This is a genomic window from Paenibacillus pasadenensis (genome assembly GCF_023715725.1).
Classification (GTDB): Bacteria; Bacillota; Bacilli; order Paenibacillales; family Paenibacillaceae; genus Paenibacillus_O; species Paenibacillus_O pasadenensis_A.
The window spans coordinates 341,499-365,715 of record NZ_JAMBOT010000004.1 but is presented as its reverse complement, the minus strand read 5'-3'; the positions used below and the strand labels follow the sequence as shown (position 1 = coordinate 365,715).

The following is a 24,217-nucleotide window of genomic DNA, read 5'->3' as shown; positions in this document are numbered from 1 at the left end:
GAGCTTGGAATCATGGGTATGGATTGATTTCAGTTTGTCGGTCTTCATGCTTAGCCTGTTTGGTTATGTTTTTCTCCGCAATCCTATAACACGTCTCCATAAGGCCTATTTATCCTTTCATTTTTTAATGCTGATGTGGCCTGTCTCCCATTTTCTTATGCATATGACTGAACCGCCTGCGGTTCAGCTGTTTTTCTTTTCTCTCTCTTTCGCCGCGTTATCGCTTCAGGGTCTTGGGTGGGCGGTGTTCATCTATTTTTTAACGGGACGTTCCTACTTGCTGACCCGGCGCATCTGGATTCTGCTTGCAGCGCCTACGGCGCTGTCCGTTTTGTTGATTATCTCGAATCCTTCCCACCGATTCGTAGGGTTTGGCACGGAAGCCGATTTTGATTTTGGCCCCTTCTTTTTGATATTCCTCACCCAGCTGTTCCTATGTTTCTTGGTTTCAATTAACTGCATCATCCGTTCCCGGCTGGAGGGGATGCCGGTCCGGCGCCGCGGCCAAGTCAGCATGGCGCTGAAAGGGCAGCTGATGTTTTTGCTGTTTGTCGGAGCGGATATTTTACTGAATGTGCTATTTGACGACCGCTTTCCCGATATTGCTGGTTTAACCTCGTTCGGCATGGCTGTTGCTGCACTTTATTTCTGTATCTCGATTCAAAGATATCGAGTATTTGATATTGTGAGAATTGCCCAGCGCGATATTGCCAACTCCATGACGTCCGGATTAATGGTGTTGGATGCCGACGGCACTGTGCTGGAGGTCAATCATGCTCTGCAGTCATATTTGTCCGTTCGAAGCGGCGACCGTTTCGATATGAGGGCGTATTTACGTTCCCGGCAGCTTCCGGCTCATACCGTTGAACCTTTTCTTCGGCGTTATAGCGATATTGTGCCCCACCGGGCTGTACAGGAGCTTGCTCTGGAGCTTGATGAAGGGCCGTTTTCCGGCTCGCTCCGCCATGTTCAGATGGAGGCCTCGCCGATCCTGACGCCGGAGAAAGAGCTGCTTGGCCGGGTTATCACATTCCAGGACGTCACGGAAATCCGGCATCTGGTGGAAGAAAAGCATCGCCAGAACGAAATTTTGCAGCTGCGCAACCGCGAGCTGGTGCAAATCCGGGACGAGCTGTTCAAAGCCAATCTCAAGCTGGAGGAGCTGGCGACTACCGACAGCCTGACCGGCTGTTACAATCGCAGGTTTTTGATGCAGCGGTTAGAGCATGAGGTCGTGTCCAATATGCGCTACCGTATTCCGTACGCAATTATCGTTTTTGATATCGATCATTTCAAAGGAATCAATGACAGATACGGCCATTTGGTTGGCGATGAGGTGCTGCTTGCAACGGCGGTTGCGGTAAAAGACATGCTGCGGCGCTCGGATGTGCTGGCCCGATACGGCGGGGAGGAATTCACCGTTTATCTGCCGCATACGACGCGGGCTCAGGCGGAGCGGCTTGCTGAACGGCTGAAACTGGGCGTTGAATCCAACCGGGTCCGAATCGGCGATTCGGAGATGACGCTTTCGATTACAATCAGCCTGGGCCTATTATCCATAGAGAACCAAAGTCCACTGACGGTAATGGAACCGAAGTCCTATTTGCGCGATCTGTTTCAGGAAGCGGACAATGCTCTGTACGAAGCCAAAAACAACGGGCGGAACTGCGTAGTCGGACGGATGAGGGCCTGATTCGCAAAGAGGGACATTCGACCCCCTCAAAGGAATGACAAGATTCCGAACCATCTGATAGAATAGAACCAAATCCTGCACAATCAGCTCATTTACAGGGTCGGGACTGACGGTCACGATCCCGCGGGGCTGTACGTTAGAAAGTGGAGCCCAAGCATGAGAAAAGTACAATTGGACCGGATCATTCCCGGCGCAAAGCTGGCAAGACCGATCTTACGCGAGGATGGCAATGTTCTGCTTGGAACGGGAATGCCTTTAAGCGACCGCTTTATTCAGCGTCTGATGGATCTTGGCGTGGACAGCGTTTACATCGAGGATGAGCTTACCGATGGCATCGAGCCGAATGAGACGCTGCGGGACGAGACCAGAAAAAAAGCAGCAGAGGCGCTTCACAAGCTGATGACCACACAAATGGACCAGACTGGGGCGAAGGGCCGGGCGGCGCGTCCAGAGCTTGGCCGAACATTCCGCACGGTGTTTAATGACATTTTAAACGATGTGATGACGCGGGAGGATGTATTTGCGGGGCTGAGCCAGATGCATACGCATGACTCATATCTGTTCCATCATTCGGTCAATGTGGCGGTGCTGGCAGGTATTATCGGCATTGCTAAAGGTTACAACCGCAACCAGCTGGAGGAACTAGGCATCGGAGCGCTGCTATTCGACATCGGCATGACTAAAGTACCGCGCGAGCTGTTGAACAAAAAAGGGCCTTTAACACCGCAAGAAAGAGAAATCATGCAGCGGCATACGACGGACGGCTACGACCTGCTGCGTAAAGAGCATGATTTGTCGCTGCTGTCCGCTCATTGCGCGCTGCAGCACCATGAGCGTTATGACGGAAGCGGTTACCCGCGCGGCATCTGCCGGAACGAGATTCATGAGTATGCTCAGATCATCGGCATTGCGGATGTGTTTGACGCCTTAACCTCGTATCGGCCTTACCGCAAGCGGTATTCTCCTTCGGAAGCGATTGAGTTTTTGTTTGCGGCCGGCAATACTTATTTTGATCTGGATCTGGTGCGGTTGTTCTGCAATCATGTGTCCATGTATCCGGTATCGACCAGCGTTTTGCTGAATACCGGACAGGTTGGCGTCGTTGCGCGCAACTTCCAGGTTGCTGTGCATCGGCCGGTGCTGCGGATCATTCGCGAAGCTGACGGGTCGATGCCTGCGGAATCCTACGAGTTGGATCTGCGGGACCAGCTTCATCTTACGATTATCCGCGAGGTATAACTTGGAATTAAGAATTGGGGAGGATCTACTATGATGCAGCCTGATTCATCGTCCGCAATGACGGAAGCGGAGGATAAGCTGCCCGTTCAAGAGAGCGAAGGATTAGAGACAACGCTTATACCGGCGCTTCTGCTGGGCAGCCGCACGTTTGTGGAGCAGGAACATTGCTCGGCGTCCGGCACGCTGACATTGCTGGAAGGCGACTTGATCGAGGTGGAGGTAGAGCAGCCTGATCGCTTCAAGCTGGGCGACTCAATCTGGCTGACGGTGGAGTCCCCGTCCGGCAGCTACCGGATGCCAACACGGGTAATTGGGCGCAGAAGCAAATCGCTGGCGCTGCTTTTCCCATACGAGAGATACCGGCTCATGACCGAAAAAAGGGTCCATCCGCGTGTTGAGGTCAATTGTCCGGGCAGATTGTTGCTGGAGGACCAGCGCTGGAAATACGAGCCAAGCCAGACAGACCTGCTGCGCAACCGCTGGTCGGACGAGCTCCGTCATGAGGGTTTGGACGAAGCGCTGCTGCAAAAGCTGGTCAAGCTGATGGATGAGGACGATTTGAACGGACTGGCTGAAGAGGACCGCAATCGCCGGGAGCAGGCTGCCCGCGCCGAAATTACGGTATCCAATATCAGCCTGGAAGGCGTCGGTTTCCGCACAAGCGGCGGCATGGAGCTGAACTGCCACGGGACGGTTGGCGCCGTGCTGGATCTCGGGTTTGAGCTGAGCTGCACGCTGGAGATTTTGTGGCGTCAGGATGCAGGCGGCATACTCAGCTATGGAGCGCGCATGAGCGGTTTGACTGCTGAGGGTGCGCGTCAGCTGCGGGCGTTCGTGCTGCATGAACAGATGAAGCAGTATTATCAATCCCGCCGCAGTAATACGCCGGAGGAAGAAACGGCGACAGCGCAGGAAGATGCGGAGCCGGGTCAATAAGCAGGCCTCTCTTTAGCCGTAACGGCTAGAGAGAGGCTTTTTTTATATGCGAGAAAAGATCGGCTTGGCCGCTCCTAAAGGTTACCAGGATTCCAATCGGGCAAAGCTTTTACTAAATGGCCTGTAGCGGGAAAGACGGGAGGGCGAAAGTTGCAAAAGCCAAGTTTGGAGTTTAACGGTGTATGGAAAAGGTATAACCTCATAGCTGGGGCCGCAGCGCTAGGAGCGGCCGTGCTGCTCGCCTCCGTTTTCCGCCGTGCAGGCTGGTTTTTTGATCGGGATGGGGATGGAATTGCGCTTTTGTTAGGCGTACTGGGAATCATTACGCTGGTGATAAAAGGCTGGCAGCATCGGCGGGAATCCAGGCTGGATGCAGCGGATATATACGTTATGGGCGGCCTGTCCTCAACAGTCTCTGCTCCGGGCGAATTAGTCCGGCATCGGCCGTTTAGGGCAATGGATGCCGCAGCATTTTGCTGCTTCGGCTTGGCCCTCATGTATACAGCCGGCTTGCTTGCGGAGCCGGTCTCGCCGGAAGGAAACGTACAGGAGGCTTTGCGCTGGGCGGCTTACGGCTCCTTTGGACTGCTGCTCGCGGGCTGGCAGGCGATGCAATCAAAGCTGTTGCAGGCAAGCGGCAGCGGTCGGCGGAGGAGCAGCACTGAAAAGCTGCCCGCAGCTGCCAGTGATGCGGCTGCATGGGGTGTGCAGCTTTTTACACTATATGCCGTAGGGAGTTCTCTAGCGGTCTGGCTGGGATGGATCGGCGGTACGGACTATATGCTGAGAACCGGCGATATCCGCTTAAGCTCCGCAGCCGCCAGACTGGCCGGTTATGTTCAATACAGCAATACGTTGGGAGCCATCGCGGCTGCGCTGCTCGTCTGGCAATGGCTGCTTCAGCAGCTTTCCCGCAGCCGGTTGCTGCGGATCAGCGGCGCACTGCTTGCCGCCCCCTGTTTAACGGTGTTGCTGCTGACGGAGTCGAGAGGGGCGCTGCTTGTTCTTCTAGCCGCTGCTGCCGGCGGAGTGCTGCTTGCGCCCCGAGGGAGCAGGCTGAACTGGGCAGGCAGGGTCGCTTGGACGTTTCCGGGAGCGATTGCCGCTGCGGCGATGGCCTGGAGCTGGGAAGCAGGCGGCGGAGCGGATAATGGAGCGGGGCAGAATATCGCCGCTGTTCTCATGGCTGGCCTGTTATACGCATCAAGCGCCGTGCTGCTGATCCAGACTTCACTTCACAGCACACACTCCGCTGCCGCTGGCATGAAAAGAATGCAAAGCGTTATAGGAATTCTGCTAGCTTTTACCGCTCTTCGGACGGTTGCCTACAGCTGGAGCTCCGCCAGGTTCAACCCGGGTGAGGAGGAGGCGCTGGCAACCGGCATGTCCCGTCTGAGCATGTATAAGGACGGCTGGCATGCAGCCGGGGATTCCTGGCTGCTTGGCTACGGAGCGCGCGCCTGGGAATTGCTGCGCGGCTCGCTCCCGTCGGCGCCGCATGCCTCCACCGAAATTCACAACGGCTACTTGGACATGCTTTTGACCGGCGGAGCGGTCGGGCTGCTCCTGCTCGCCGGGCTCGGCGTCTTGCTCATGAGAGAGGCCGGTGCAAAGTCGAGGCTGGGCATGCTGCCGCCGTTTGTTCTGCTTCTGCACGCTGCGATAGACGTGGACATGTGCTTCGGCATCTTTTGGCTGCTGCTGTTTGTGCTTGCTGCTGCAGGCTCAGGGCTTGAGATGACCGCAGAGCAGTCAAAAACCGGGGAGGCGTCTCCCCGGTTCAGCCGCCGAACGCATCCCGAAATGCTTGACGCAGTCGCTCCGGATCAACTTCCCACAGCTCCGCGATTTCGGCGCTGACGTTTTCGTCCCACCAATCACAAAGCTTTTTGCGGTTGTCATGGTTTTCATGTACAAAAACAATGCTTAAACACACTTTTTTCGTATAAAGCTTTTCCGCTTCCTCAACTTTTTCCTTGGAAATAAACGTTTTGAGGCGTTTGACGGTCCGATACAGCTCATTGCTGCAGGCGCGCCGGATTTTGCGGACGGTGGGGAGGTTTGGCTGATGCTTTTTGGAAGACGGGTTCTGGCTGCCGTTCATAAAGCCCACTCCTTTCGCTCTCCACATGTATATGCCGGGCGGCCTGCGGTGTGCAGCGCATGAAACATCCTGTTCAGCTGGCATGCCAGGCTCAATGCGCGGCTTCGTTCCAATAGAATTAGTTCAAAATAAGCGCAAATAAGCCCCCGTCCTGCCGGCCGCTGCCGCATGGAAAGGGGGCTTATGGATTATGCGCTGCACAGGTTCGGGCTTGCCTGTTAATGCACCGTGATATATCCGACCATCGGACCGTTATGCTTCAGATCGGTATGAATTTGGCATTCAATAGGGTAGGTGCCGGCTTTGGCAGCGGTGAAGCTGACTTCGGTCGTTTCGCCCTTTTTCACCTCGCCATTAACGCCAAGTCCTTTAATTGTAAAAGGGTGGGATTCTCCATTAACGCCGGTAATGCGCAGCGTGACCTTTACACCTTTCGGCACGGTCAGCGAGCTCGGACTCCACTGGTACACCTCAAGCTCCTCGCCGCCGCGCGTCGTTGAACTGAATTCGCCGGTGACCATCTCATACACATGCCCGCCGTCTGGCTGCTGCAACGCTGCAGAGACGGGAGCCTCTGAAGCGTTCCAAGGATAGAGCTGCCAGCAGGCAAAAGCGAGTACCGCAATAGCAACGGCAAGCCCGGTAACCCTCAGCTGCCGCTTTGTAATAATGATTGCTCTCATAACGTTTCCCTCCTCGTCCGTATCGAAGCCTATTCTCAAAATCGGCGGAAGCCGCCGAGACGGCAGCGCCGCATGGCTTGTATCGCTGTCCTATTTTTATGCGGGGAGTTGTCCTTCCATGCCAGCTTTGGACAACATTCTCATCTGGCATGTCTTCCCAGATCCATGCTAGAATACCGTTGAATATTATAAGAGCGGATAAAGAGAAGGAGTGGAGAGTAAATGCAGCTGCTGCATGATTTGGCGGATTATTTGCTCGGCATCGTCGAGCAGCTAGGTTATTTTGGCATCATTCTTGGACTTGCCATGGAAGTGATTCCGAGCGAAATTGTGCTAGGTTATGCCGGTTATATGGTTTCAGGAGGCAGCATGACGTTCTGGGGAGCGGTCGTTTGCGGCACGATCGGCGCTGTGGTCCAGCAGTGGATTCTTTATGGGATCGGGCTGTATGGCGGGAGGCCGTTTCTGGACAGATACGGCAAATACCTCAAGCTCAAACCAAAACATATGGATATGGCCGAGAGCTGGTTCCAGCGGTACGGCTCCGGCATCGTGTTCACGGCCCGTTTTGTGCCGGTAATGCGGCAGGCCATCTCCATTCCCGCCGGCATCGCGCGCATGCCGCTGGGACGGTTCACGATGTTAACCGCGATCGCCTCGCTGCCATGGTCGATTCTTTTTGTGTCGATTGGACAAAGTCTCGGCAGCAATTGGGGACAGATCAAAGAGACAGCCGCCCCGTATACCATTCCGGCGGTCATTGTAGCGCTTGCTGTACTCATCGGTTATGTGCTGTTCAAACAGCTGCGCTCGCGCGGTAAAACAGTTTAATTGAGACGAGTCCTCGTCATTTGTTACAATGGAGGAACGTGGACAAAGGTCTCATAGGATACAGACAGGAGAATGTACGGCGTCCCCATTTAAATCGTAACCAATTACATTTTGAGCAGGGAGTGGTATTTAATGGCGCGCAGCGTAGCAAATAAGCTGAATAAAGGTATTTCCCCCCGTCAATTTCGCGAAGGCATGACGAAAAATCAGGAGGCGTTCGACAGCTGGGGAGAGAAGTTCCAGTGGGCGAGCGACGAGGACCGCGAGTTTTTTGAGCAGCTGAACAACCGGGACGATCTGCGGGTGCTTATTTTGATGGCGGAATGGTGCGGCGACGTCGTGCGCAATATTCCGGTCGTCTTCCGTGCGCTGGAAAACAGCGGCGTGCCGGTGGAGGTGCTCGTTATGGAGGAGCATCTGGATACGATGGACGAGTTCCTGACGATGGGCGGCCGCGCCGTTCCGGTTGTCATCGTTGCAGATACGGGCGGTCATGTGCTCGGAACGTGGGGCCCTCGTCCGAAGCATGTCCAAGAGGCGATGACGGCATTTAAGCTGGAAAATCCCGACCGCGAAGCGCCTGACTACCAGGACAAGCTGTCGCAGGTGCGCCAGGAAATGGGCCGCCGCTACGGCGAAGGCACGGAATATCAAGCCGTCATCGTCCGCGAGCTGCGCGAGCTCATTTCCCAGTTCTGATGAGCGCGATGAGAATAGAGTCGTTTGTGCTTGGTCCCATTCAGACCAACTGTTACTTGCTCGTCAACGAAGAGACGAACGAGGCTGTCGTCATCGATCCCGGCATGAATCCGAAGCCGCTGCTGAACCGGATTGCAAAAGAGGGCATCAAGCTGCAGGCGATCCTGCTTACGCATGCCCATCTCGATCATATGGGCGGCGTGGACGAGGTGCGCAAAACGGCCGGCTGCCCCGTTTACATTCATGATCTGGAGGCGGACTGGCTCACGGATCCGGCGCTCAACGGCTCGCTTCGCTGGAGCCATATGACGCCTCCGCTGACGACGGAACCCGCTGAATACGCGCTGGCGGAAGGGCAGCGGCTGCAGCTGGCCGGGTTTGAATTTCTGGTGATGCATACGCCGGGCCACAGTCCCGGCAGCGTCAGCTTCCTGCACGGCAATAATCTGTTCTCCGGCGATGTGCTGTTCCGGCAGTCAATCGGACGGACCGACCTTCCTGGCGGGCGTGAAGCCGATCTGTACAATTCCATCCGGGGCAAGCTGTACCGGCTTGACCCTGAGGTTACGGTATATAACGGGCATGGGCCCAAGACAACCATTGGCTATGAGATGGCGAACAACCCTTACGTTCGTCTGGGCTAGCCGTTTCTCCGCTTCCTTTTGCCGAATGAACGGCGGAAGGAAGCGTCTCTTTTTGCACGGATTGACGGGAGGAAGTGGAACGATGGACAAAAGCATCATGCAGGAGGAAAACGTCGCTGCGGCGTTAACGCCGGAGCAGAAGGCGGCGGAGCAGGAGCGGATCGTGAAAGGCATCGCCGCGGAGCTTGGCTTGCCCCACAGCAAGGTGAAGTCGGCGGTAGGCCTGCTTGACGAGGGCAATACGATTCCGTTTATTGCCCGCTACCGGAAGGAAATGACCGGTGAGCTGGACGAGAACGAGCTTCGCTCTATCGAGGAAAGGCTGGCTTACCGCCGCAATTTGGAAGAGCGCAAGCGCGAGGTGCTCCGGCTGATCGGCGAGCAGGGCAAGCTTACCCCGGAGCTGGAACAAGCGGTTGTTGCGGCTGTAAAGCTGCAGGAGGTCGAGGATCTGTACCGCCCCTACCGCCAAAAGCGCAAAACCCGGGCCTCCGTCGCCCGCGAGCGGGGCTTGGAGCCGCTGGCCAATTGGCTGCTTTCCCAGCCTAGACAGGGTGAGCCTTTAACGGAGGCGCGCCGCTATATAAACGAAGAGCTGGGCGTAACTACTGCCGAAGAGGCGCTGCAGGGGGCTATGGATATCGTCGCAGAAGGATTAGCTGACGATGCGCGCATCCGGGCCTGGGTCCGTAAGTTTACGGCTGATCAAGGCAGCATTCGTTCCGAGGTCCGTCAGGCGGGCGCGGAATCCGTTTACGAAATGTATTATGACTACCGTGAGCCGCTGCGCAAGCTGCCGCCGCACCGCACATTGGCGATGAATCGGGGAGAGCGCGAAGAGGTGCTGCGCGTCGCGCTGGACATTCCTGCTGAGCGGATTCACGACTATATTAGCCGCCATACGCTCCGCCAAGGGACGGCGCAAGCCATCAAGGATACCTTGAACGCAGTCATTGAGGATGCTTACAAACGGTTGATTGCCCCATCGATTGAGCGCGAGGTGCGCGCAGAGATGACAGAGAAGGCCGAGGAGCATGCAATCGGCATTTTCTCCGCGAATTTGCGCAGCCTGCTGCTGCAGCCTCCGGTCCGCGGCCATGTCGTGCTTGGCGTTGACCCTGCGTTCCGGACCGGCTGTAAGCTGGCCGTCGTCGACGCGACAGGCAAACTGCTGGAGGTTGCCGTTTCGTATCCAACGCCGCCAAATAACAAGGTGGCTGAGGCGGAGCGAATTATCGGCGGCCTGTTAGACAAGTACAAGGTGACGTTGATCGTCATCGGCAACGGCACCGCTTCGCGTGAGACGGAAAGTTTTATTGCTGATTTGATTCGCAAGCGCGGCGACGGCTTGAAATACATTATCGTCAATGAGGCGGGAGCGAGCGTTTATTCGGCCTCAAAGCTTGCGCAGGAGGAATTCCCGTCGCTGGATGTTGCGGAGCGCAGCGCGGTATCGATTGCCCGCAGGCTGCAGGACCCGCTTGCGGAGCTGGTCAAAATCGAGCCGAAGGCCATCGGAGTCGGCCAATATCAGCATGATGTCAGCCAGAAGCGGCTCGGCGAGACGCTTGGCGGCGTCGTGGAGTCTGCGGTTAACCATGTCGGCGTTGACGTCAATACCGCATCAGCTTCGCTGCTTTCCTATGTGGCGGGCATTAACGCAACGACGGCTAAAAACATCGTTAAACACCGCGATGAAACCGGGAGCTTCGCTTCCCGCAAGGAGCTGCAGAAGGTGCCTCGTCTCGGCGCCAAAACATATGAGCAGTGCATCGGCTTCATCCGGATTCCGGAAGCGGCTAATCCGTTGGACCGGACGCCGATTCACCCGGAGTCTTACGGGTTTGTGGACAAGCTTTTCCGTGAGCTGAAAATTGGTCTTGAATCCATCGGCAGCGATTCGGCTCGTGAACAGCTTGCTTCTGCCGATATTGCCGCGCTGGCAGCCGCGATTGGCGTCGGAGAGCCGACACTGCGCGATATCGTAGAGAGCCTTATGCGTCCGGGACGCGATCCGCGCGAGGAGCTGGCGGCGCCCGTGTTCCATCAGGATGTGCTGGCGATTGAAGATCTTCAGCCGGGCATGGAGCTGCAGGGAACGGTGCGCAACGTGATCGATTTTGGCGCTTTTGTCGACATCGGCATCAAAAACGACGGTTTGGTGCACATTTCGCAGCTTAGCAACCGGTTCGTCAAACATCCGATGGACGTTGTCTCCGTTGGCGATGTCGTAACCGTATGGGTGCTTAACGTTGATCTCAAAAAAGGCCGGGTCGGCCTGACGATGCGCCAGCCTTCCGCGAGCCAATAAAAAAATCGCTGCGTACAGAACAAGAGGACGCCCCGGCTGCAGTCGGGACGTCCTCTTGTTTTTTGGTGAGGGGGAATTATGGATAAGGCTCCCAAAGAATTGCTGCCTTCGGCGGAGCCTTCCGTCTGTAGGGCTCAAATTTCTTGCCCGGCAGACTGGGTTTCCTGATTCGCCTGCTGTTTATTCCGGTAATAAAACCAGCAATCGTTCAGCAGTCGAACCTGCCGGAGGTCCTTTTGCTGGAATGCGCGTTTTAGTTGATTGCTCAGCCATTGAGGCATAACAACCATCCTCCTCTGCTGTGGAATCGTTTCAACAGCATATGGAGGGCATAGGCTCAGCGTGCAGGTCCAGCAGGTTAGGCTGGCGTAGGGCGGCCGGTAATGTTAACCCTCGTATTCTTCCTCGTACCACTGCTCCAGCTGCGCTTGCAGAGCGCGGATCTCAGTGAGCAGCGAGATAAGCGGATATGATTTTTCCTGGATGGATTTGAACGCTTCCTCCAGCTCGTTAAGATAATCGAGTCCGCTCTTAACATCCAGTCCGCGCTCGTGAAGCTCGGCCGGAGAGAACTCGGCTATGCAGCGCGCCAGCGGCGGCACATGCTCAGCCGTCAGTTTGTCCAGCTCTTTGTGAAGGCGCAGGTTAAGCGCAGACAGCTGGTAAGCGTGGGAATCGGGCATTTCAACAAGGCTCAGCTGCGGCCCGTGCTGAAACAGGACATATTTCATTGTAGGCATGGCGAAACATCGTGCTCCTCTCGCAATCGGTCGGTTGTCTACTTGACAGTGTAGCCCAGGATGCCTTTACAATTCAAGGGGAAAGGGGGGCCGGCCATGGAGGATAAAGAGCTGCAGGCCTGGGTGGAAAAAGTATCGCTGGAGACTTTTGGGCTGCCGTTCCGGCACAGGGCCGCGTTCAACCGCAGGCTGTCGTCGACCGGCGGACGTTATTTTATGAAATCCCATCATATCGAGATTAGCGCCAAACAGCTTGAGGCATACGGAGCAGAAGAAACGGAGAAAATTATCAAGCACGAGCTTTGTCATTATCACCTGCATTTGCTGGGGCGGGGATACCGTCACCGCGATGCGGACTTTAAACAGTGGCTGGCCCAATCGGGCGGATCGCGCTACTGCCGGCCGCTTCCGGACAAAAAAGCGAGAAGGCCGCTGCCGGTCCGCTTCAAGCTTGTTTGCGGCTCTTGCCGCATGGAATATCCGCGCAAGCGGAAGGTGGATCCGTCACGTTATGTATGCGGTCGCTGCCGCGGTAAATTAACGTTGTATGCGCTTGACACCGCCGGTCGGTCATGATAAATTATTCCTTGTCAGACTTGTTTTACTGACTATTCCCTGATAGCTCAGTTGGTAGAGCACTCGACTGTTAATCGAGTTGTCACAGGTTCGAGTCCTGTTCGGGGAGCCAGTATGGAGAGATACCCAAGTGGCTCAAGGGGACCCTCTGCTAAGGGGTTAGACTGCGTAAGTGGTGCGAGGGTTCGAATCCCTCTCTCTCCGCCATCTTCTTTTTAAGAAGAAGAGACCTTAATGGTCTTTTTTCTTTGTCCGGATCTTGGCTTCGACAAAAGCTTCAAAAAAGTGCTTGCAATGATTCGGTTCCTGTGATAAGATCATTCATGTTGCTTTGAGAAATGTCCTTCTGGACAAGCTATCATGGCCCGTTGGTCAAGGGGTTAAGACACCTCCCTTTCACGGAGGTAACAGGGGTTCGAATCCCCTACGGGTCACCAATTTTTTCCTCAAGAGCCATTAGCTCAGTTGGTAGAGCACCTGACTTTTAATCAGGGTGTCGAAGGTTCGAGTCCTTCATGGCTCACCAGTTTTTATTGCTGCAAAACGTGCGGTAGTGGTGGAATGGCAGACACGCTATCTTGAGGGGGTAGTGGGCGTACGCCCGTGGAGGTTCGAGTCCTCTCTACCGCACCATAATTTTAACTGACATATCCCGCTGAGGCGGGATTTTTTTTGTTTTTATTAGGTTATTTTGGTTCATATAAATGAAGCATGGATCGAATTTGTTGACATACTTCTTGGCGTACATGTTCTGGAGCCAGGCATTCACAATCCTTTCCTAAGCCTAAAAGAAATTTATACCCATAAGAATCAGGCATAAAAGGGAATTCTACAATTAAATATTCATCCTGTGTCTCTAAAAGCGCATAATCGTTGAGTCGCTCCGCAATGATTGATTTTATGGAGCGATGAATGCGCAGCTGAACCGGAATTAATTTTGTTTCCGAAAACGGTTTCTCAAGGAGATGATCAGGTACTTTCCGGAATTCAAAGGTTCCATTCAATAAGCTTGCGGATTGAATTCGGCTTAACTTAAAAAAACGGAACCCCTCTTTTTCACGGCAGAAAGCGAATAAGTACCAGCTGTTTTCTTTGAACATTAAACGATGCGGCTCGAGAGTGCGCTCAGAAAACCGGCCTAATCTATTTTCGTAGCTTATCGTTATTAATCGCTGCTGCTCCATAGCCGTATTTACAGCAATATGCGCAGAGGTTAATGGATACCCTGAGCTTATCCAAGGCGCATAATCAATGATAATTTGCTGAAGCTTGCGCTCGATGTTATCGGAATGCGCAGCAGGGATGAGGGACTTTAATTTTTCGACTGTATGCTGAATGGAAACAGGTGCATTCGCCACAGTTAAGCTCTGAAGGGCAATTAACAGTGAAGCTAGTTCCGAGCTGCTGAAAAAACGGTTGTTTAATTTGTAGTTTTCCATGATTTGAATGCCGCCGTTTCGGCCTGTTTCCGCGGTGATGGGAATGCCTGCTTGCGCGAGTGAATCCAAATCCCGATAGATGGTCCGTACAGACACTTCAAAGCGTTTAGCTAACTCCGGGGCGCTCACCCGTCCTTCCCCTAATAAAACCATTACAATGGCAAATAAGCGCTCTGTTTTCACCGTTTCTCCTCCTTTTCTAAGAAATTATAAACACTGACAATCTGTTGTCAAGGTTTGCTTGGTATATTAACAGTGTCGAGAGGCAGAATACCGTGAAAGAGGAAGGAGCAGCTTCAATGAAAAGAAATCAGAGCTGGTTTGAAAATGTGGACAACCGCCCCCATCCTTGGCCGGGACTTAATTGGCTTACCACTGGAATCATCGTTTCTGATGTCGAAAGTGCTGTTGATTTTTATACTCAGGCCATGGATATGGTCTGCATTTTTGAAGGTGAAAATGATGATGGTAATCTGTTTTTTGCCAGAATCAGATATCGGGGAACCAATATTACGATTTACAAGGAGCATTTTGACACGGACATTCTTGCTCCTTCATCCACGGGTCAAACTCCACCGTTTATTTTCTACCTCTATGTCGATGACGTTAAAGGGCTTTTTGATAAAATGACGCGTGCAGGGGCAGTAGTTCTGATGGAGCCTGAGGAAACGTTTTGGCAAGATTTAAGAGCCCGCTTGAGAGACCCTTTTGGGTATGTTTGGGACATCGCTCAAAAATTATAGCAAAAATCTCCAACCAGTCCGTCACGGGCTGGTTTTTTGTTGTTTGTCGGATCAATCAGTGCACCGCTGTAGCAGGCGCGGCGGAGGTACGGCATCCGCAATGTGCATGAGCTCATCCGGCTCATTACGGTGCTGCTTAAGGTGTAAGCATAGAAAGCAGGCAGGATGGCAGCAGCACGCTCGTTCGTGTGCGTATCCTACCCGAAAAGGGCAGGAGGGCGACTCTTTGCCGGAGGAGAAGTATTGGCCGACTAACGCAACTGAGGAGCGTTATTTGGCCTTTATTCGCCGTTTTGGGAATCTAATGCAACTGACAAGCGTTATTTAGGTGGTTTACGGGTCCAAAAACTTCCAAAGTGATGAAATAAGATGTCTTAGTTGTGTTACGTTTCAGAATAGGGCCAAAACTCTCGAATAAGCCTTTACAGTTGCGCTAGAATTTCAAAGTAAGACAAGCGAAGCCAGTGTTTGAGCGTTTAGGCGTTCGTATTGAAGTGAAGCAAAGAGGCGAGCCGCCATTGACACTAGTTAGAATTTGTACACAGAGCGAAGCTAAGCTTTGGCCCGGCTTATGCCATTTAGAACTCCGGTGCATGAGAGCAAAGCTAAGGTTGGGCCAGGCGACGCTATCTAGAACTCCGGTGAAAAGCGAAGCCAAAGGTTGAGCCTGTAGAAGCGGCAGCGTTCGCCTTTGACGTCGGATTTCCACCTCTGGGAGGTTAAATTCAGGGAAATCTGAGGTCAACAGCTATCGGAGGGCCGACCTTTGGCGCAGCGGGTATCATACGGGAATTAGGTTTTGCATGCGGCGCAGCGGGTATCACACGAGAATTAGGTTTTGCATGCGGCGCAGCGGGTATCACACGAGAATTAGGTTTTGCATGCGGCGCAGCGGTCTTCACCAGCGAGATGTAGTATACTGTATTCGTTCAATCGACAAAGCAGGAGGTAGCAGATGAATCAGGAAACGATGGAGCTTTTCCGTACGATTACGGAAATGAGAGCCGTTCCGGGGCAGGAGCGGGAGCTGCGGCAATTCGTAGAAGCGGAGCTGAAAAAAAGCACCGATGAGCTTGTATATGACCGTTTAGGAAGTGTATTTGGCGTATTTCGCGGCAGCGAAGAAGGACCGCGCATTTTAGTGGCGGGACATATGGATGAGGTCGGGCTGATGGTCACCTCCATTACGGAAAGCGGGATGCTGAAGTTTGTTACGCTTGGAGGCTGGAACGCGCAGACGATGCTGGCCCAGCGTATGGAGGTCGAGACGGACAACGGCCCGGTCATCGGCGTAATCGGCTCGACGCCACCCCATCTGCTGGACGATGCCGCCCGCAGCAAAGTTGTTGAAATCAAAACGATGTATCTGGACGTCGGCGCCGATAGCCGTGAAGACGCGATTGCAATGGGCATCCGGCCTGGGCAGGCCATCGTGCCTGTATGTCCGTTCACCGTTATGTCCAATCCGAAAAAGATTATGGCGAAAGCTTGGGACAACCGCTACGGAGTCGGCCTGGCGCTGGAGCTGGCCAAGGAGCTGAAGGGCGGCGGGCACCCTAACGTCGTTTACGCCGGCGCAACGGTGCAGGAGGAGGTAGGCCTGCGCGGAGCGCGGACGGCGGCCAACCTTGTTCAGCCGGACCTGTTCCTGGCGCTGGATGCAAGCCCTGCGGCAGACGCAACCGGGGACAAAAACGCCATGGGACAGCTTGGCAAAGGCGCGCTGCTGCGTGTGCAGGATCCCGGGATGATTACGCATCGCGGGCTGGTGGAGCTGATCCGGGATACCGCCGAGGATCGCGGCATCCGCTATCAGTATTATTTTTCGCAGGGAGGCACGGATGCGGGCCAGGTTCATCTGTCCGGGATCGGTGTGCCGTCGGCAGTTATCGGGCTGCCGGCGCGATACATCCATACGGCGGCTGCGATTATGCATATCGACGATTACGATGCCGCGAAGGAGCTGCTGTTCACTCTGATTCGCAGCATCGACCGGAGCACCTTCGAGACGATTTTGTCCAAATCATAGAGTCAGACTTTAGACCCCGTACAGCGGGGTCTTTTTTGATGAGAAAAGAGGAAATTCCATGAGCCTCTGGTTTCAAGTTTTTGGGCTTTGATGGGACTTATAGGATAACTATAGAAAAATAATTGCAATGTTAATTTAACGTGTTAATCATATGTTGCGTTAAAGCGTTGCAACAAAAACATGTAAATTAATCAAAAAGTTATGGTATTTTTAGTGATAATGTATTAGGGGTTGAAACGGTTGCGAATCGCAATAAAAACGTCGATTCTGTTAACAAATTGTTTGAATATCCCTAAATTCGTATACTTAATTCAGGTTTTTACCGTCGCCAAAAACCGACATAAACCTTACAGCAGCAAGGATGAAAGCGCTCTACATACTCCAAAGTGTATATGAATAATTATGCGTATAATAAAATTTTAATTATTTTCAGACGAATCTATATTCTAACCTTAAAAAAGGTGCTACAATGAACCGGAAAATTACATGTTTGGCAGAAGCCGAGGAGGAATGTGTAGTGGCACCTACATCGATTAAGTGGAAGACCATGATTGCAGGCTTGTCTGTAATGGGGGTCATTGCAGCAGGTTGCGGCGACAACGCAGGCAACAACACAGCCGGAAACACAAATACGCCGGCGACGAACACAGCAAATGAAGGCGCGGCGAATAACGCCGGCACGCCGGAAACGACCGGCCCGGTTAAGGGCGGCACGCTGACCGTATCTTCCTTCTCCGACATCGTGAGCCTTAACCCGCTATTTATCGGGGATACCGCTTCGGGAGATATCGCTTATCTGATCTTTGCCAACCTGCTGGACTACGACCGGAACGGCAACGCGGTTGCCGAGCCTTGGTCGCTGCTTGAGTCGGTTCCGGAAATTTCGGAGGACGGCAAGACTTACACGCTTAAGCTCAAGGCGGACGCCAAGTGGAGCGACGGCACGCCGGTTACGGCGGACGATATCATGTTCTTGATCAACACGGCGAAAAACCCGGAAGCGGCTTCCCCGGCGATCGCGTCCTTTGACAAAGTGGACAAGGTAGAAAAGGTAGACGACAAAACGGCGAAAATTACGCTGAAGCAGGTTTATGCTCCGTTCCTGAACGTGCTCGTCACCAATGTTGTTCCGAGCCATATTCTGAAGGATGTTCCAGCGAAGGAGCTTAAAGGTCATGCCTACGGCAAAGACCCGGCCCAGACGGTAACCAACGGCCCGTGGAAATGGTCCAGCTGGACCCAAAAACAGAATCTTATCATGGACAAGGACCCGAACTACTGGGCTAAGAGCACAAATGACGTCAACATCGACAAAATTGTCTACAAAATTTACGCCGATCAAAACACGGAAGTACAAGCCTTCATCAAGGGCGACGTAGACACAATAAGCGCCATTCCGGTTACGCAGGTTGAGGCTGTCCGCGGCAAAGGCCTGGAGGTTAACGTCGAGCCGGGACCGACTTACGAGTACCTTGGCTTTAACTTTAACAAGGACAACTTCGGCGGCAAGCCGTCCCTGTTCGAGGGCCAAAAAACCCGTCAAGCGATTGCTACGGCGCTTAACCGCGATGCGATGATTGAGGCGATTTTGAAAGGCACGGGCAAAGCGCTGAACGCGCCGTTCTTGCCGGGCAGCTGGGCGGATCCTGGCGCCGATGCGATTGAGTATAAGTTCGATCCTGAAAAGGCAAAAGCATTGCTCGCGGAGGACGGCTGGAAAGATACGAATAACAACGGCACTGTGGATAAAGACGGTCGCGAGTTTGAATTCGAGCTGCAGTACAATGCCGGCAACAGCCGCCGTGAAGCGGTATCCAGCGCCATTCAGAACGATCTGAAAACGATTGGCATTAAGGTCAACACAAAGGGCATCGACTTTGCTTCCTGGATCGAGCAAAACGTAACGCCGGGCAAATATCAGGCGATGCTTCTGTCCTGGTCGCTTTCCAACCCGGATCCGGACAGCGAGGCGATCTTCTCGTCCAAATACTTTGCGCCTGAAGGTCAAAACTCCGGCTTCTACAACAACCCGACGCTCGACAAGCTGTGGGTGGACGGATACTCCACGACGGATCAAGAGAAGCGCAAAGAGATTTACAAACAAGTCGGCAAAGAAATTTCCACCAACCTGCCTTATGTATTCATGTATCAATACGGCCTGCCGCAAGGCATCGGCAAACGCATCAAATGGGCGGACGGAGACGGCCCGCAAGCATCGCTCGCTTACGGTTACTTCTACGGCATCAACAAATGGTGGGTCGAGGATCAGAAATAACAATCGCATATCACCCTTAGATTTGACTTCACGCGAAGCAGAAGGGGGAGGGGCGGCAGTCCTTCCTCCTTCTCCTTTGTCCTGAAGGCCGGACGATCAGCTCCGCTAAACGGAACGGTCGGTTTGATGAACTTTTGAAGGAGGACCCTTTATGGGCGAGTATTTTATCCGGCGGACGCTCCAGTCGGTCGTTGTGCTTTTTCTAATTACGATTTTTACCTTTGGACTTATCCATGCCGCTCCGGGCGGACCAACCTCCATGTTTCTTTCTCCGGGCCTCTCCCAGGAGGCAATGAAGCAGCAAGCGGAAAATATGGGGCTTTACGACCCGCTGCATATTCAGTATTTCAGATGGCTGGGGGATATTCTGCAGGGCGACCTCGGCAACACGTTTAAGAATAACCTGCCGGTGGCCGACATTTTGTGGCCGACGGTTAAAAATACATTGGTGCTCATGGGTGTCGCGTGGCTGCTCACGCTTATCATTGCCATCCCGTGGGGCATCTACAATAGTACGAGGGAGTACGGCTTGTCCGATCAGACGGCGTCATTTATTTCGTATATCGGATTTGCGATGCCAACGTTCTGGTTCGGAATTATACTGCAAAGCTTTTTTTCTATCGAGCTGGATTGGCTGCCTCTATCCGACATGTATACGATGGGCAAAGAAGGCGATGTTGGCGACCTGCTCATGCACTTGATTCTTCCGGTGTCGGTGCTGACGCTCGGATTTCTGGCCTCCTATCTGAAGTATTCCAGAGCGAGCATGCTGGAGGTTCTGGAGCAGGATTATATCCGCACCGCGAGGGCAAAGGGCGTGCCGGAGCGCAAGGTAGTGTTCCGTCATGCGCTGCGCAACGCGCTTATCCCGATCATTACGATCATTGGCCTCGATCTGCCGCTGCTTGTCGGCGGCGCGGCTCTGACCGAAAACGTATTCAACTGGCCGGGAATGGGGCGTCTGTTCGTAGAGGCAGCCTCGGGCCGCGAATATACGATTCTGATGGCGCTTACGCTGTTGACGGCGGTTTTTGTTGTTATCGGCAATTTGATTGCGGATATTTTGTACGCCATCGTTGACCCGCGCGTGCAGCTTGGCAAAGGAGGCAAATCGGCATGAGCACGAATCTGCAGCCAACAGCCGGCACCAATGCGGCTCCAACTCCTGCGCCGGCAGCTAAAAGCCCAAAGCCGATGGGGCCTTGGCGGCTGACCTGGAACAAGTTCAGACGCAATCCTTTTGCCATGAGCGGGCTGGTCGTATTGAGCATATTTGTAATTGCAGCAATATTTGCTCCGTGGCTCGCGCCGCATAAGCCGGATGCCGTCAATTACTACGCAAACAGCCTCAAACCTGGGGAACAAGGGTATATCCTCGGTACGGATGAGCTGGGCAGAGATATTTTATCCCGTTTGCTGTACAGCGCGCGGATCTCACTTTCTGTCGGATTTGCCGTTGCGGCAGGAGCGGTTTTAATCGGCACGTTAATCGGCTCTATGTCAGGTTTTTTCGGCGGATGGGTTGACATCATTTTCATGCGCTGGGTCGATGTGATGAACTCTGTCCCGCTGCTGTTTCTAAACATTTTGATTCTGGCGATATTCGGCGACAGCTTCTGGTATATGATCGGCATTATGATTTTTACAAGCTGGATGGGCGTCGCCCGTCTCGTGCGCGGCTCGTTTCTCCAACTGCGGGAGATGCAGTTTGTTGAGGCGGCTAAGGCCATTGGCGTATCGAGCTGGGGCATCATTTTCCGCCATCTGCTCCGCAACGCGAGCTTCCCGATTATCGTCAACGCAACGTTGATGGTCGGCGGGGCGATTCTTGCGGAATCCGGCCTGTCCTATCTTGGACTTGGCATTCAATCGCCGCAAACGAGCTGGGGCCAAATGCTCAGCAAGGCCCAGGAATTCATGCTTGTGGATCCGATGCAGGGCGTATATCCCGGCCTTTGTATTTTACTGGTAGTGCTTGCGGTTAACTTTATCGGCGACGGTATCCGCGATGCGCTTGATCCCCGTCAGAAGATGCATCTTTCCCCAAGGAGGCTGGAGCAATGGCGCGCAAAATTCTCGAAGTCAACCAAATGACCGCCGGATTCCTGGTCAACAAGGAGATTGTGCGGGCGACCGACCGGATTTCCTTCGACCTGGAAAAGGGCAAAACGCTTTGCATCGTCGGCGAGTCCGGCAGCGGCAAAAGCGTCACCTCGCTTGCTGTCATGCGTCTTATAGATTACGCCGGGGGCATGATTCTCGAGGGTGATATAAAGTTCGACGGCGTAGACCTGTCGGTGAAAAGCCAGGAGGAAATGCGCAAAATCCGCGGCAACCGGATTGCGATGATTTTTCAGGATCCGATGAGCTCGCTTAATCCGGTGTTCACTGTAGGCGAGCAGATTGCAGAAAGCCTGCGGCTGCATCAGAACAAGTCCGACAAGGAAGCGATGAAAGCCGCGGTTGATCTGCTGCGGCAGGTCGGCATCCCGTCGCCCGAGGTGCGTGTAAGGCAGTATCCCCATGAGCTGTCCGGCGGCATGTGCCAGCGTGTTGTCATTGCGATTGCTTTGGCCTGCCAGCCGGAGCTGCTCATTGCGGACGAGCCGACGACGGCGCTCGACGTGACGGTGCAGGCGCAAATTCTCGATTTGCTGCAGCAGCTCAAGAAGAACAATGACATGTCCATCATTATGATCACTCACGATATGGGCGTGGCGGCGGAAATGGCGGACCGCATTGTTGTAATGTATGCGGGCGGCATTATGGAGGAGGGCTCCGTTCATGAAATTTTCGCCAAGCCGAGCCATCCGTACACCGTTGGCCTGCTGAAGTCGATCCCTGGATTCGAGGTGATTGACGGCGAGGAGCTTTATACGATTAAAGGCAACATTCCGCGTATTAACCAGCTCCCGACAGGCTGCCGATTCCATCCGCGCTGCGAGCATGCGATGGATATTTGCCGCAAGCGGGAGCCGGGCTTCTTCCAGCTCGGACCGGATCATAAAGCGGCCTGCTGGCTGTATGAGGAGCATGCGGGCGAATCGTCAGTATCTCCGGCCGGCGCAGCCATTGCGCAAGGGGAGGTCAGAGTATGAGCAAACAGCTGTCCAACGAGACGCTGATTGAGGTTAAGCACATCAAGAAATACTTCCCCATCAAAAAAGGCTTGCTGAGCCGTGTTGTCGGCCAGGTGAAGGCGGTTGACGACATTTCCCTGGAAATCAAAAAAGGGGAGACGTTTGGCCTTGTCGGCGAATCCGGCTGCGGCAAGTCAACGCTCGGCCGCGTCATTCTCCGCTTGCAAAGCGCAACGGAGGGCGAAGTCATCTATGGCGGCGAGAACATCCACGCGCTCGGCAGCTCCAAGCTGCGCGACCTGCGCCAGGATCTGCAAATCATTTTCCAGGATCCGTTCGGCTCGCTGAATCCGCGCTTTCTAGTGTCGGACATTATCGGAGAGCCGCTTCGGGTGCATACGGATATGAAGTCTGCGCAGATCGACGCGCGTGTCGTGGAGCTGATGGAGCTGGTCGGCCTCGACGCCTCCCGCCGCAACCGTTACCCGCATGAATTTTCCGGCGGCCAGCGGCAGCGGATCGGCATTGCCCGGGCGATTGCGCTGAATCCGAAGTTTATCGTCGCCGACGAGGCGGTCAGCGCCCTGGACGTGTCCGTCCAATCACAGGTGCTGAACCTGCTTGCGCGCCTGCAGAAGGACCTTGGCCTTACGTTCCTGTTTATCGCGCACGGCTTGAACGTCGTTCGGCATATTTCCGACCGGGTCGGCGTCATGTATCTGGGCAAAATGGCGGAGGTAGGGCCGACGGAGGAGCTGTACAATAAGCCGCTTCATCCGTACACAGCGGCGCTTCTCTCCTCAATTCCGCGCCCGAATCCGGCGCTCAAGCGCGAGCGGATTATTCTGAAGGGCGATGTGCCGTCCCCGGCCAACCCGCCGTCGGGCTGCCGTTTCCATCCGCGCTGTCCAATCGCCAAGGACCGCTGCAAAGCGGAGGAGCCGCTGCTCCGAGAGGCTCTTCCGGGGCGGCAGGTGAGCTGTCATTTTCCTCTAGTGGAGGATGGGGACTTGCAGCGGATGGCCGCAAAAACGCTGGGTTAACTTTTAAGCAAATATCACAAAAGAACAGCCTCCAACGGTTAGAAATCATCTAATCATTGGAGGCTATTTTTCAGACTAAAAATCAAATTTGAGAAATTCTTATCGTTTTTGGAGTCGTCGTACCGGTTGCAACTCCAGATTGTACCGCGGCAAATGAATCCGCCACGTAAATATAGAATAAACCATATAATCTATAGGGGGTTAACAGCATTCTTATCTCAGCGGTTCCGACAGACTGGCCTTGAGATCTAATGCTGTAACTTGCTTGAGCGCTTGAGGGGTTACTTCCTCTCTCCAACACCTGAAAGGTATAGCTCCTGCCCGGAAGAATAGTATGCAAAGACGGAAAAGGGGACTCAAAGTTGCCAGTAAGAGATGTAGCAACCAAGTCATAGCTTTGAGTATCATTATAAACGGTGAAACCGGTGGTACCAGCTATGCCTATATCAGAATTGCTGGATGAGCTAATTGAAGTACAAGCAAGGGCTACAACGAGTAAAATAAATAAAACTAAAATTAACCCCATGTGTTTACCCTTTACATGGTTGGTAACTGCCCATCGCTCATTCATTCTATCATCCTCCCAAACATTCTATTTTAAAGTATGAGAAATACATAGAAACGTTCGGGCGATTCTCCGTACACGGGACGAGCGGAGCAAATCCCTTCGAATATGCTGCCCATAACCACATAAAATGGGACTAAGGCATAATCAGGCCAGTCATCTGGGGAGGGAACGGGAATGGGAACCGATTCGGGCATCGATTCGATCTTTTCGGCGGCGGGAACTACGTTGACGATTTTGATCGCGGTCATCGCAGTCATAATCGGAGCGGGCCTGCTGAAGACTTATATGAGCTGGAGCCGGAACAACGCTCAGCCGCTCCTCTTTGTTAAGGCGGCCGTTGTCAGCAAACGCTCCAGAGTTCGAAGCCAGCAGCCATACGAAGAAGGGCAGCATCAGCAGACATTTACCGATTATTATGCAACCTTCGAGGTGGAAAGCGGCGACCGGATGGAGTTTACGGTTAGCGGACGCGACTTCGGCCAATTGGCCGAGGGGGATGTCGGCAAGCTGAGCTTTCGCGGAAACAGATATCAAGGGTTCGAGCGGGATAATAATCGGGTAATTCAGTTTGGTTAATTCCAATC

At 53.8% G+C, this 24,217-nt stretch carries 23 protein-coding genes and 5 tRNA genes; 22 read left to right on the top strand and 6 right to left on the bottom strand.

Going from position 1 to position 24,217, the window contains the following annotated elements:
* Positions 1–4: 4 nt before the first annotated feature.
* From M3223_RS13110 to M3223_RS13095, 4 genes are all read left to right on the top strand, one after another.
* Positions 5–1,693: a histidine kinase N-terminal 7TM domain-containing diguanylate cyclase gene (locus tag M3223_RS13110; RefSeq protein ID WP_251562072.1), complete on the top strand. Its 1,689-nt coding sequence runs from the start codon at positions 5–7 to the stop codon at positions 1,691–1,693.
* Positions 1,694–1,849: 156 nt separating this feature from the next.
* Entirely contained in the window at positions 1,850–2,932 is a 1,083-nt protein-coding gene (locus M3223_RS13105; RefSeq protein WP_251562070.1) for an HD-GYP domain-containing protein, read from the top strand.
* Between the two features lie 30 nt (positions 2,933–2,962).
* Positions 2,963–3,868, top strand: coding sequence for a hypothetical protein (locus M3223_RS13100; RefSeq protein WP_251562068.1), 906 nt, complete (start codon positions 2,963–2,965; stop codon positions 3,866–3,868).
* A 150-nt stretch (positions 3,869–4,018) separates the two neighbouring features.
* Entirely contained in the window at positions 4,019–5,728 is a 1,710-nt protein-coding gene (locus tag M3223_RS13095; RefSeq protein ID WP_251562066.1) for an O-antigen ligase family protein, read from the top strand.
* Here M3223_RS13095 and M3223_RS13090 read toward each other — a convergent pair.
* Together M3223_RS13090 and M3223_RS13085 are read right to left on the bottom strand one after the other, a co-directional pair.
* Positions 5,649–5,972 carry a dehydrogenase gene (locus M3223_RS13090; RefSeq protein WP_251562064.1) on the bottom strand — a complete coding sequence of 108 codons (324 nt, stop codon included), beginning with the start codon at positions 5,970–5,972 and terminating at the stop codon, positions 5,649–5,651. The two genes, M3223_RS13095 and M3223_RS13090, sit on opposite strands and share 80 nt — an antisense overlap.
* A gap of 218 nt (positions 5,973–6,190) precedes the next feature.
* Entirely contained in the window at positions 6,191–6,655 is a 465-nt protein-coding gene (locus tag M3223_RS13085) for a cupredoxin domain-containing protein (protein ID WP_251562062.1), read from the bottom strand.
* Between the two features lie 222 nt (positions 6,656–6,877).
* Here M3223_RS13085 and M3223_RS13080 point away from each other — a divergent pair, with 222 nt between their 5' ends.
* From M3223_RS13080 to M3223_RS13065, 4 genes are all read left to right on the top strand, one after another.
* On the top strand, positions 6,878–7,486 hold the full coding sequence (locus tag M3223_RS13080; RefSeq protein ID WP_251562060.1) for a DedA family protein: 609 nt from the start codon (positions 6,878–6,880) through the stop codon (positions 7,484–7,486).
* A gap of 132 nt (positions 7,487–7,618) precedes the next feature.
* Complete coding sequence (locus M3223_RS13075; RefSeq protein WP_251562059.1) at positions 7,619–8,185, top strand: thioredoxin family protein; 567 nt, start codon at positions 7,619–7,621, stop codon at positions 8,183–8,185.
* Between the two features lie 8 nt (positions 8,186–8,193).
* Positions 8,194–8,829, top strand: a complete 636-nt coding sequence (locus tag M3223_RS13070) for an MBL fold metallo-hydrolase (protein ID WP_251562057.1) — start codon at positions 8,194–8,196, stop codon at positions 8,827–8,829.
* 82 nt (positions 8,830–8,911) lie between these two features.
* Positions 8,912–11,140, top strand: coding sequence for a Tex family protein (locus M3223_RS13065; protein WP_251562055.1), 2,229 nt, complete (start codon positions 8,912–8,914; stop codon positions 11,138–11,140).
* 134 nt (positions 11,141–11,274) lie between these two features.
* Here M3223_RS13065 and cmpA read toward each other — a convergent pair whose 3' ends face one another.
* Both cmpA and M3223_RS13055 read right to left on the bottom strand, forming a co-directional pair.
* Complete coding sequence (cmpA, locus tag M3223_RS13060) at positions 11,275–11,421, bottom strand: cortex morphogenetic protein CmpA (RefSeq protein WP_251562053.1); 147 nt, start codon at positions 11,419–11,421, stop codon at positions 11,275–11,277.
* Positions 11,422–11,526: 105 nt separating this feature from the next.
* Complete coding sequence (locus tag M3223_RS13055) at positions 11,527–11,880, bottom strand: hydrolase/acyltransferase (RefSeq protein ID WP_251562051.1); 354 nt, start codon at positions 11,878–11,880, stop codon at positions 11,527–11,529.
* 96 nt (positions 11,881–11,976) lie between these two features.
* Here M3223_RS13055 and M3223_RS13050 point away from each other — a divergent pair, with 96 nt between their 5' ends.
* The 6 genes from M3223_RS13050 (at position 11,977) to M3223_RS13025 (ending at position 13,089) form a co-directional block, all read left to right on the top strand.
* Positions 11,977–12,456 carry a SprT family protein gene (locus M3223_RS13050; RefSeq protein ID WP_251562050.1) on the top strand — a complete coding sequence of 160 codons (480 nt, stop codon included), beginning with the start codon at positions 11,977–11,979 and terminating at the stop codon, positions 12,454–12,456.
* A 36-nt stretch (positions 12,457–12,492) separates the two neighbouring features.
* Positions 12,493–12,568 (top strand) — tRNA-Asn (locus M3223_RS13045).
* A 4-nt stretch (positions 12,569–12,572) separates the two neighbouring features.
* A tRNA-Ser gene (locus tag M3223_RS13040) sits at positions 12,573–12,663 on the top strand.
* A gap of 155 nt (positions 12,664–12,818) precedes the next feature.
* A tRNA-Glu gene (locus M3223_RS13035) sits at positions 12,819–12,893 on the top strand.
* Positions 12,894–12,906: 13 nt separating this feature from the next.
* Positions 12,907–12,982 (top strand) — tRNA-Lys (locus M3223_RS13030).
* Between the two features lie 21 nt (positions 12,983–13,003).
* Positions 13,004–13,089: transfer RNA gene (locus M3223_RS13025), tRNA-Leu, on the top strand.
* Positions 13,090–13,142: 53 nt separating this feature from the next.
* On the opposite strand, the gene M3223_RS24505 is transcribed toward M3223_RS13025, so the two are convergent.
* On the bottom strand, positions 13,143–14,078 hold the full coding sequence (locus tag M3223_RS24505) for a helix-turn-helix transcriptional regulator (RefSeq protein WP_251562048.1): 936 nt from the start codon (positions 14,076–14,078) through the stop codon (positions 13,143–13,145).
* A gap of 116 nt (positions 14,079–14,194) precedes the next feature.
* Between M3223_RS24505 and M3223_RS13015 the strand changes: the two genes are divergently transcribed.
* From M3223_RS13015 to M3223_RS12985, 7 genes are all read left to right on the top strand, one after another.
* Positions 14,195–14,638 (top strand): VOC family protein, encoded by a 444-nt coding sequence (locus tag M3223_RS13015; RefSeq protein ID WP_251562046.1) that lies wholly within the window; start codon positions 14,195–14,197, stop codon positions 14,636–14,638.
* Positions 14,639–15,593: 955 nt separating this feature from the next.
* Positions 15,594–16,667 carry a M42 family metallopeptidase gene (locus tag M3223_RS13010; protein ID WP_251562044.1) on the top strand — a complete coding sequence of 358 codons (1,074 nt, stop codon included), beginning with the start codon at positions 15,594–15,596 and terminating at the stop codon, positions 16,665–16,667.
* 517 nt (positions 16,668–17,184) lie between these two features.
* Positions 17,185–18,942 (top strand): ABC transporter substrate-binding protein, encoded by a 1,758-nt coding sequence (locus M3223_RS13005; protein ID WP_353057695.1) that lies wholly within the window; start codon positions 17,185–17,187, stop codon positions 18,940–18,942.
* A 151-nt stretch (positions 18,943–19,093) separates the two neighbouring features.
* Complete coding sequence (locus tag M3223_RS13000) at positions 19,094–20,062, top strand: ABC transporter permease (RefSeq protein ID WP_251562042.1); 969 nt, start codon at positions 19,094–19,096, stop codon at positions 20,060–20,062.
* Positions 20,059–21,036 (top strand): ABC transporter permease, encoded by a 978-nt coding sequence (locus M3223_RS12995; RefSeq protein ID WP_251562040.1) that lies wholly within the window; start codon positions 20,059–20,061, stop codon positions 21,034–21,036. Before M3223_RS13000 ends, M3223_RS12995 begins: the two co-directional genes overlap by 4 nt.
* Positions 21,003–22,040: an ABC transporter ATP-binding protein gene (locus M3223_RS12990; protein ID WP_251562038.1), complete on the top strand. Its 1,038-nt coding sequence runs from the start codon at positions 21,003–21,005 to the stop codon at positions 22,038–22,040. Before M3223_RS12995 ends, M3223_RS12990 begins: the two co-directional genes overlap by 34 nt.
* The gene (locus M3223_RS12985) at positions 22,037–23,065 is read left to right on the top strand and encodes an ABC transporter ATP-binding protein (protein ID WP_251562036.1); all 1,029 of its coding nucleotides are present in this window, start codon (positions 22,037–22,039) and stop codon (positions 23,063–23,065) included. The genes M3223_RS12990 and M3223_RS12985 overlap by 4 nt, the downstream gene beginning before the upstream one ends.
* Before the next feature lie 82 nt (positions 23,066–23,147).
* Here M3223_RS12985 and M3223_RS12980 read toward each other — a convergent pair whose 3' ends face one another.
* Entirely contained in the window at positions 23,148–23,636 is a 489-nt protein-coding gene (locus M3223_RS12980) for a hypothetical protein (protein ID WP_251562034.1), read from the bottom strand.
* A gap of 171 nt (positions 23,637–23,807) precedes the next feature.
* Here M3223_RS12980 and M3223_RS12975 point away from each other — a divergent pair, with 171 nt between their 5' ends.
* On the top strand, positions 23,808–24,209 hold the full coding sequence (locus M3223_RS12975; RefSeq protein ID WP_251562032.1) for a DUF2500 domain-containing protein: 402 nt from the start codon (positions 23,808–23,810) through the stop codon (positions 24,207–24,209).
* The last annotated feature ends 8 nt before the right edge of the window (positions 24,210–24,217 follow it).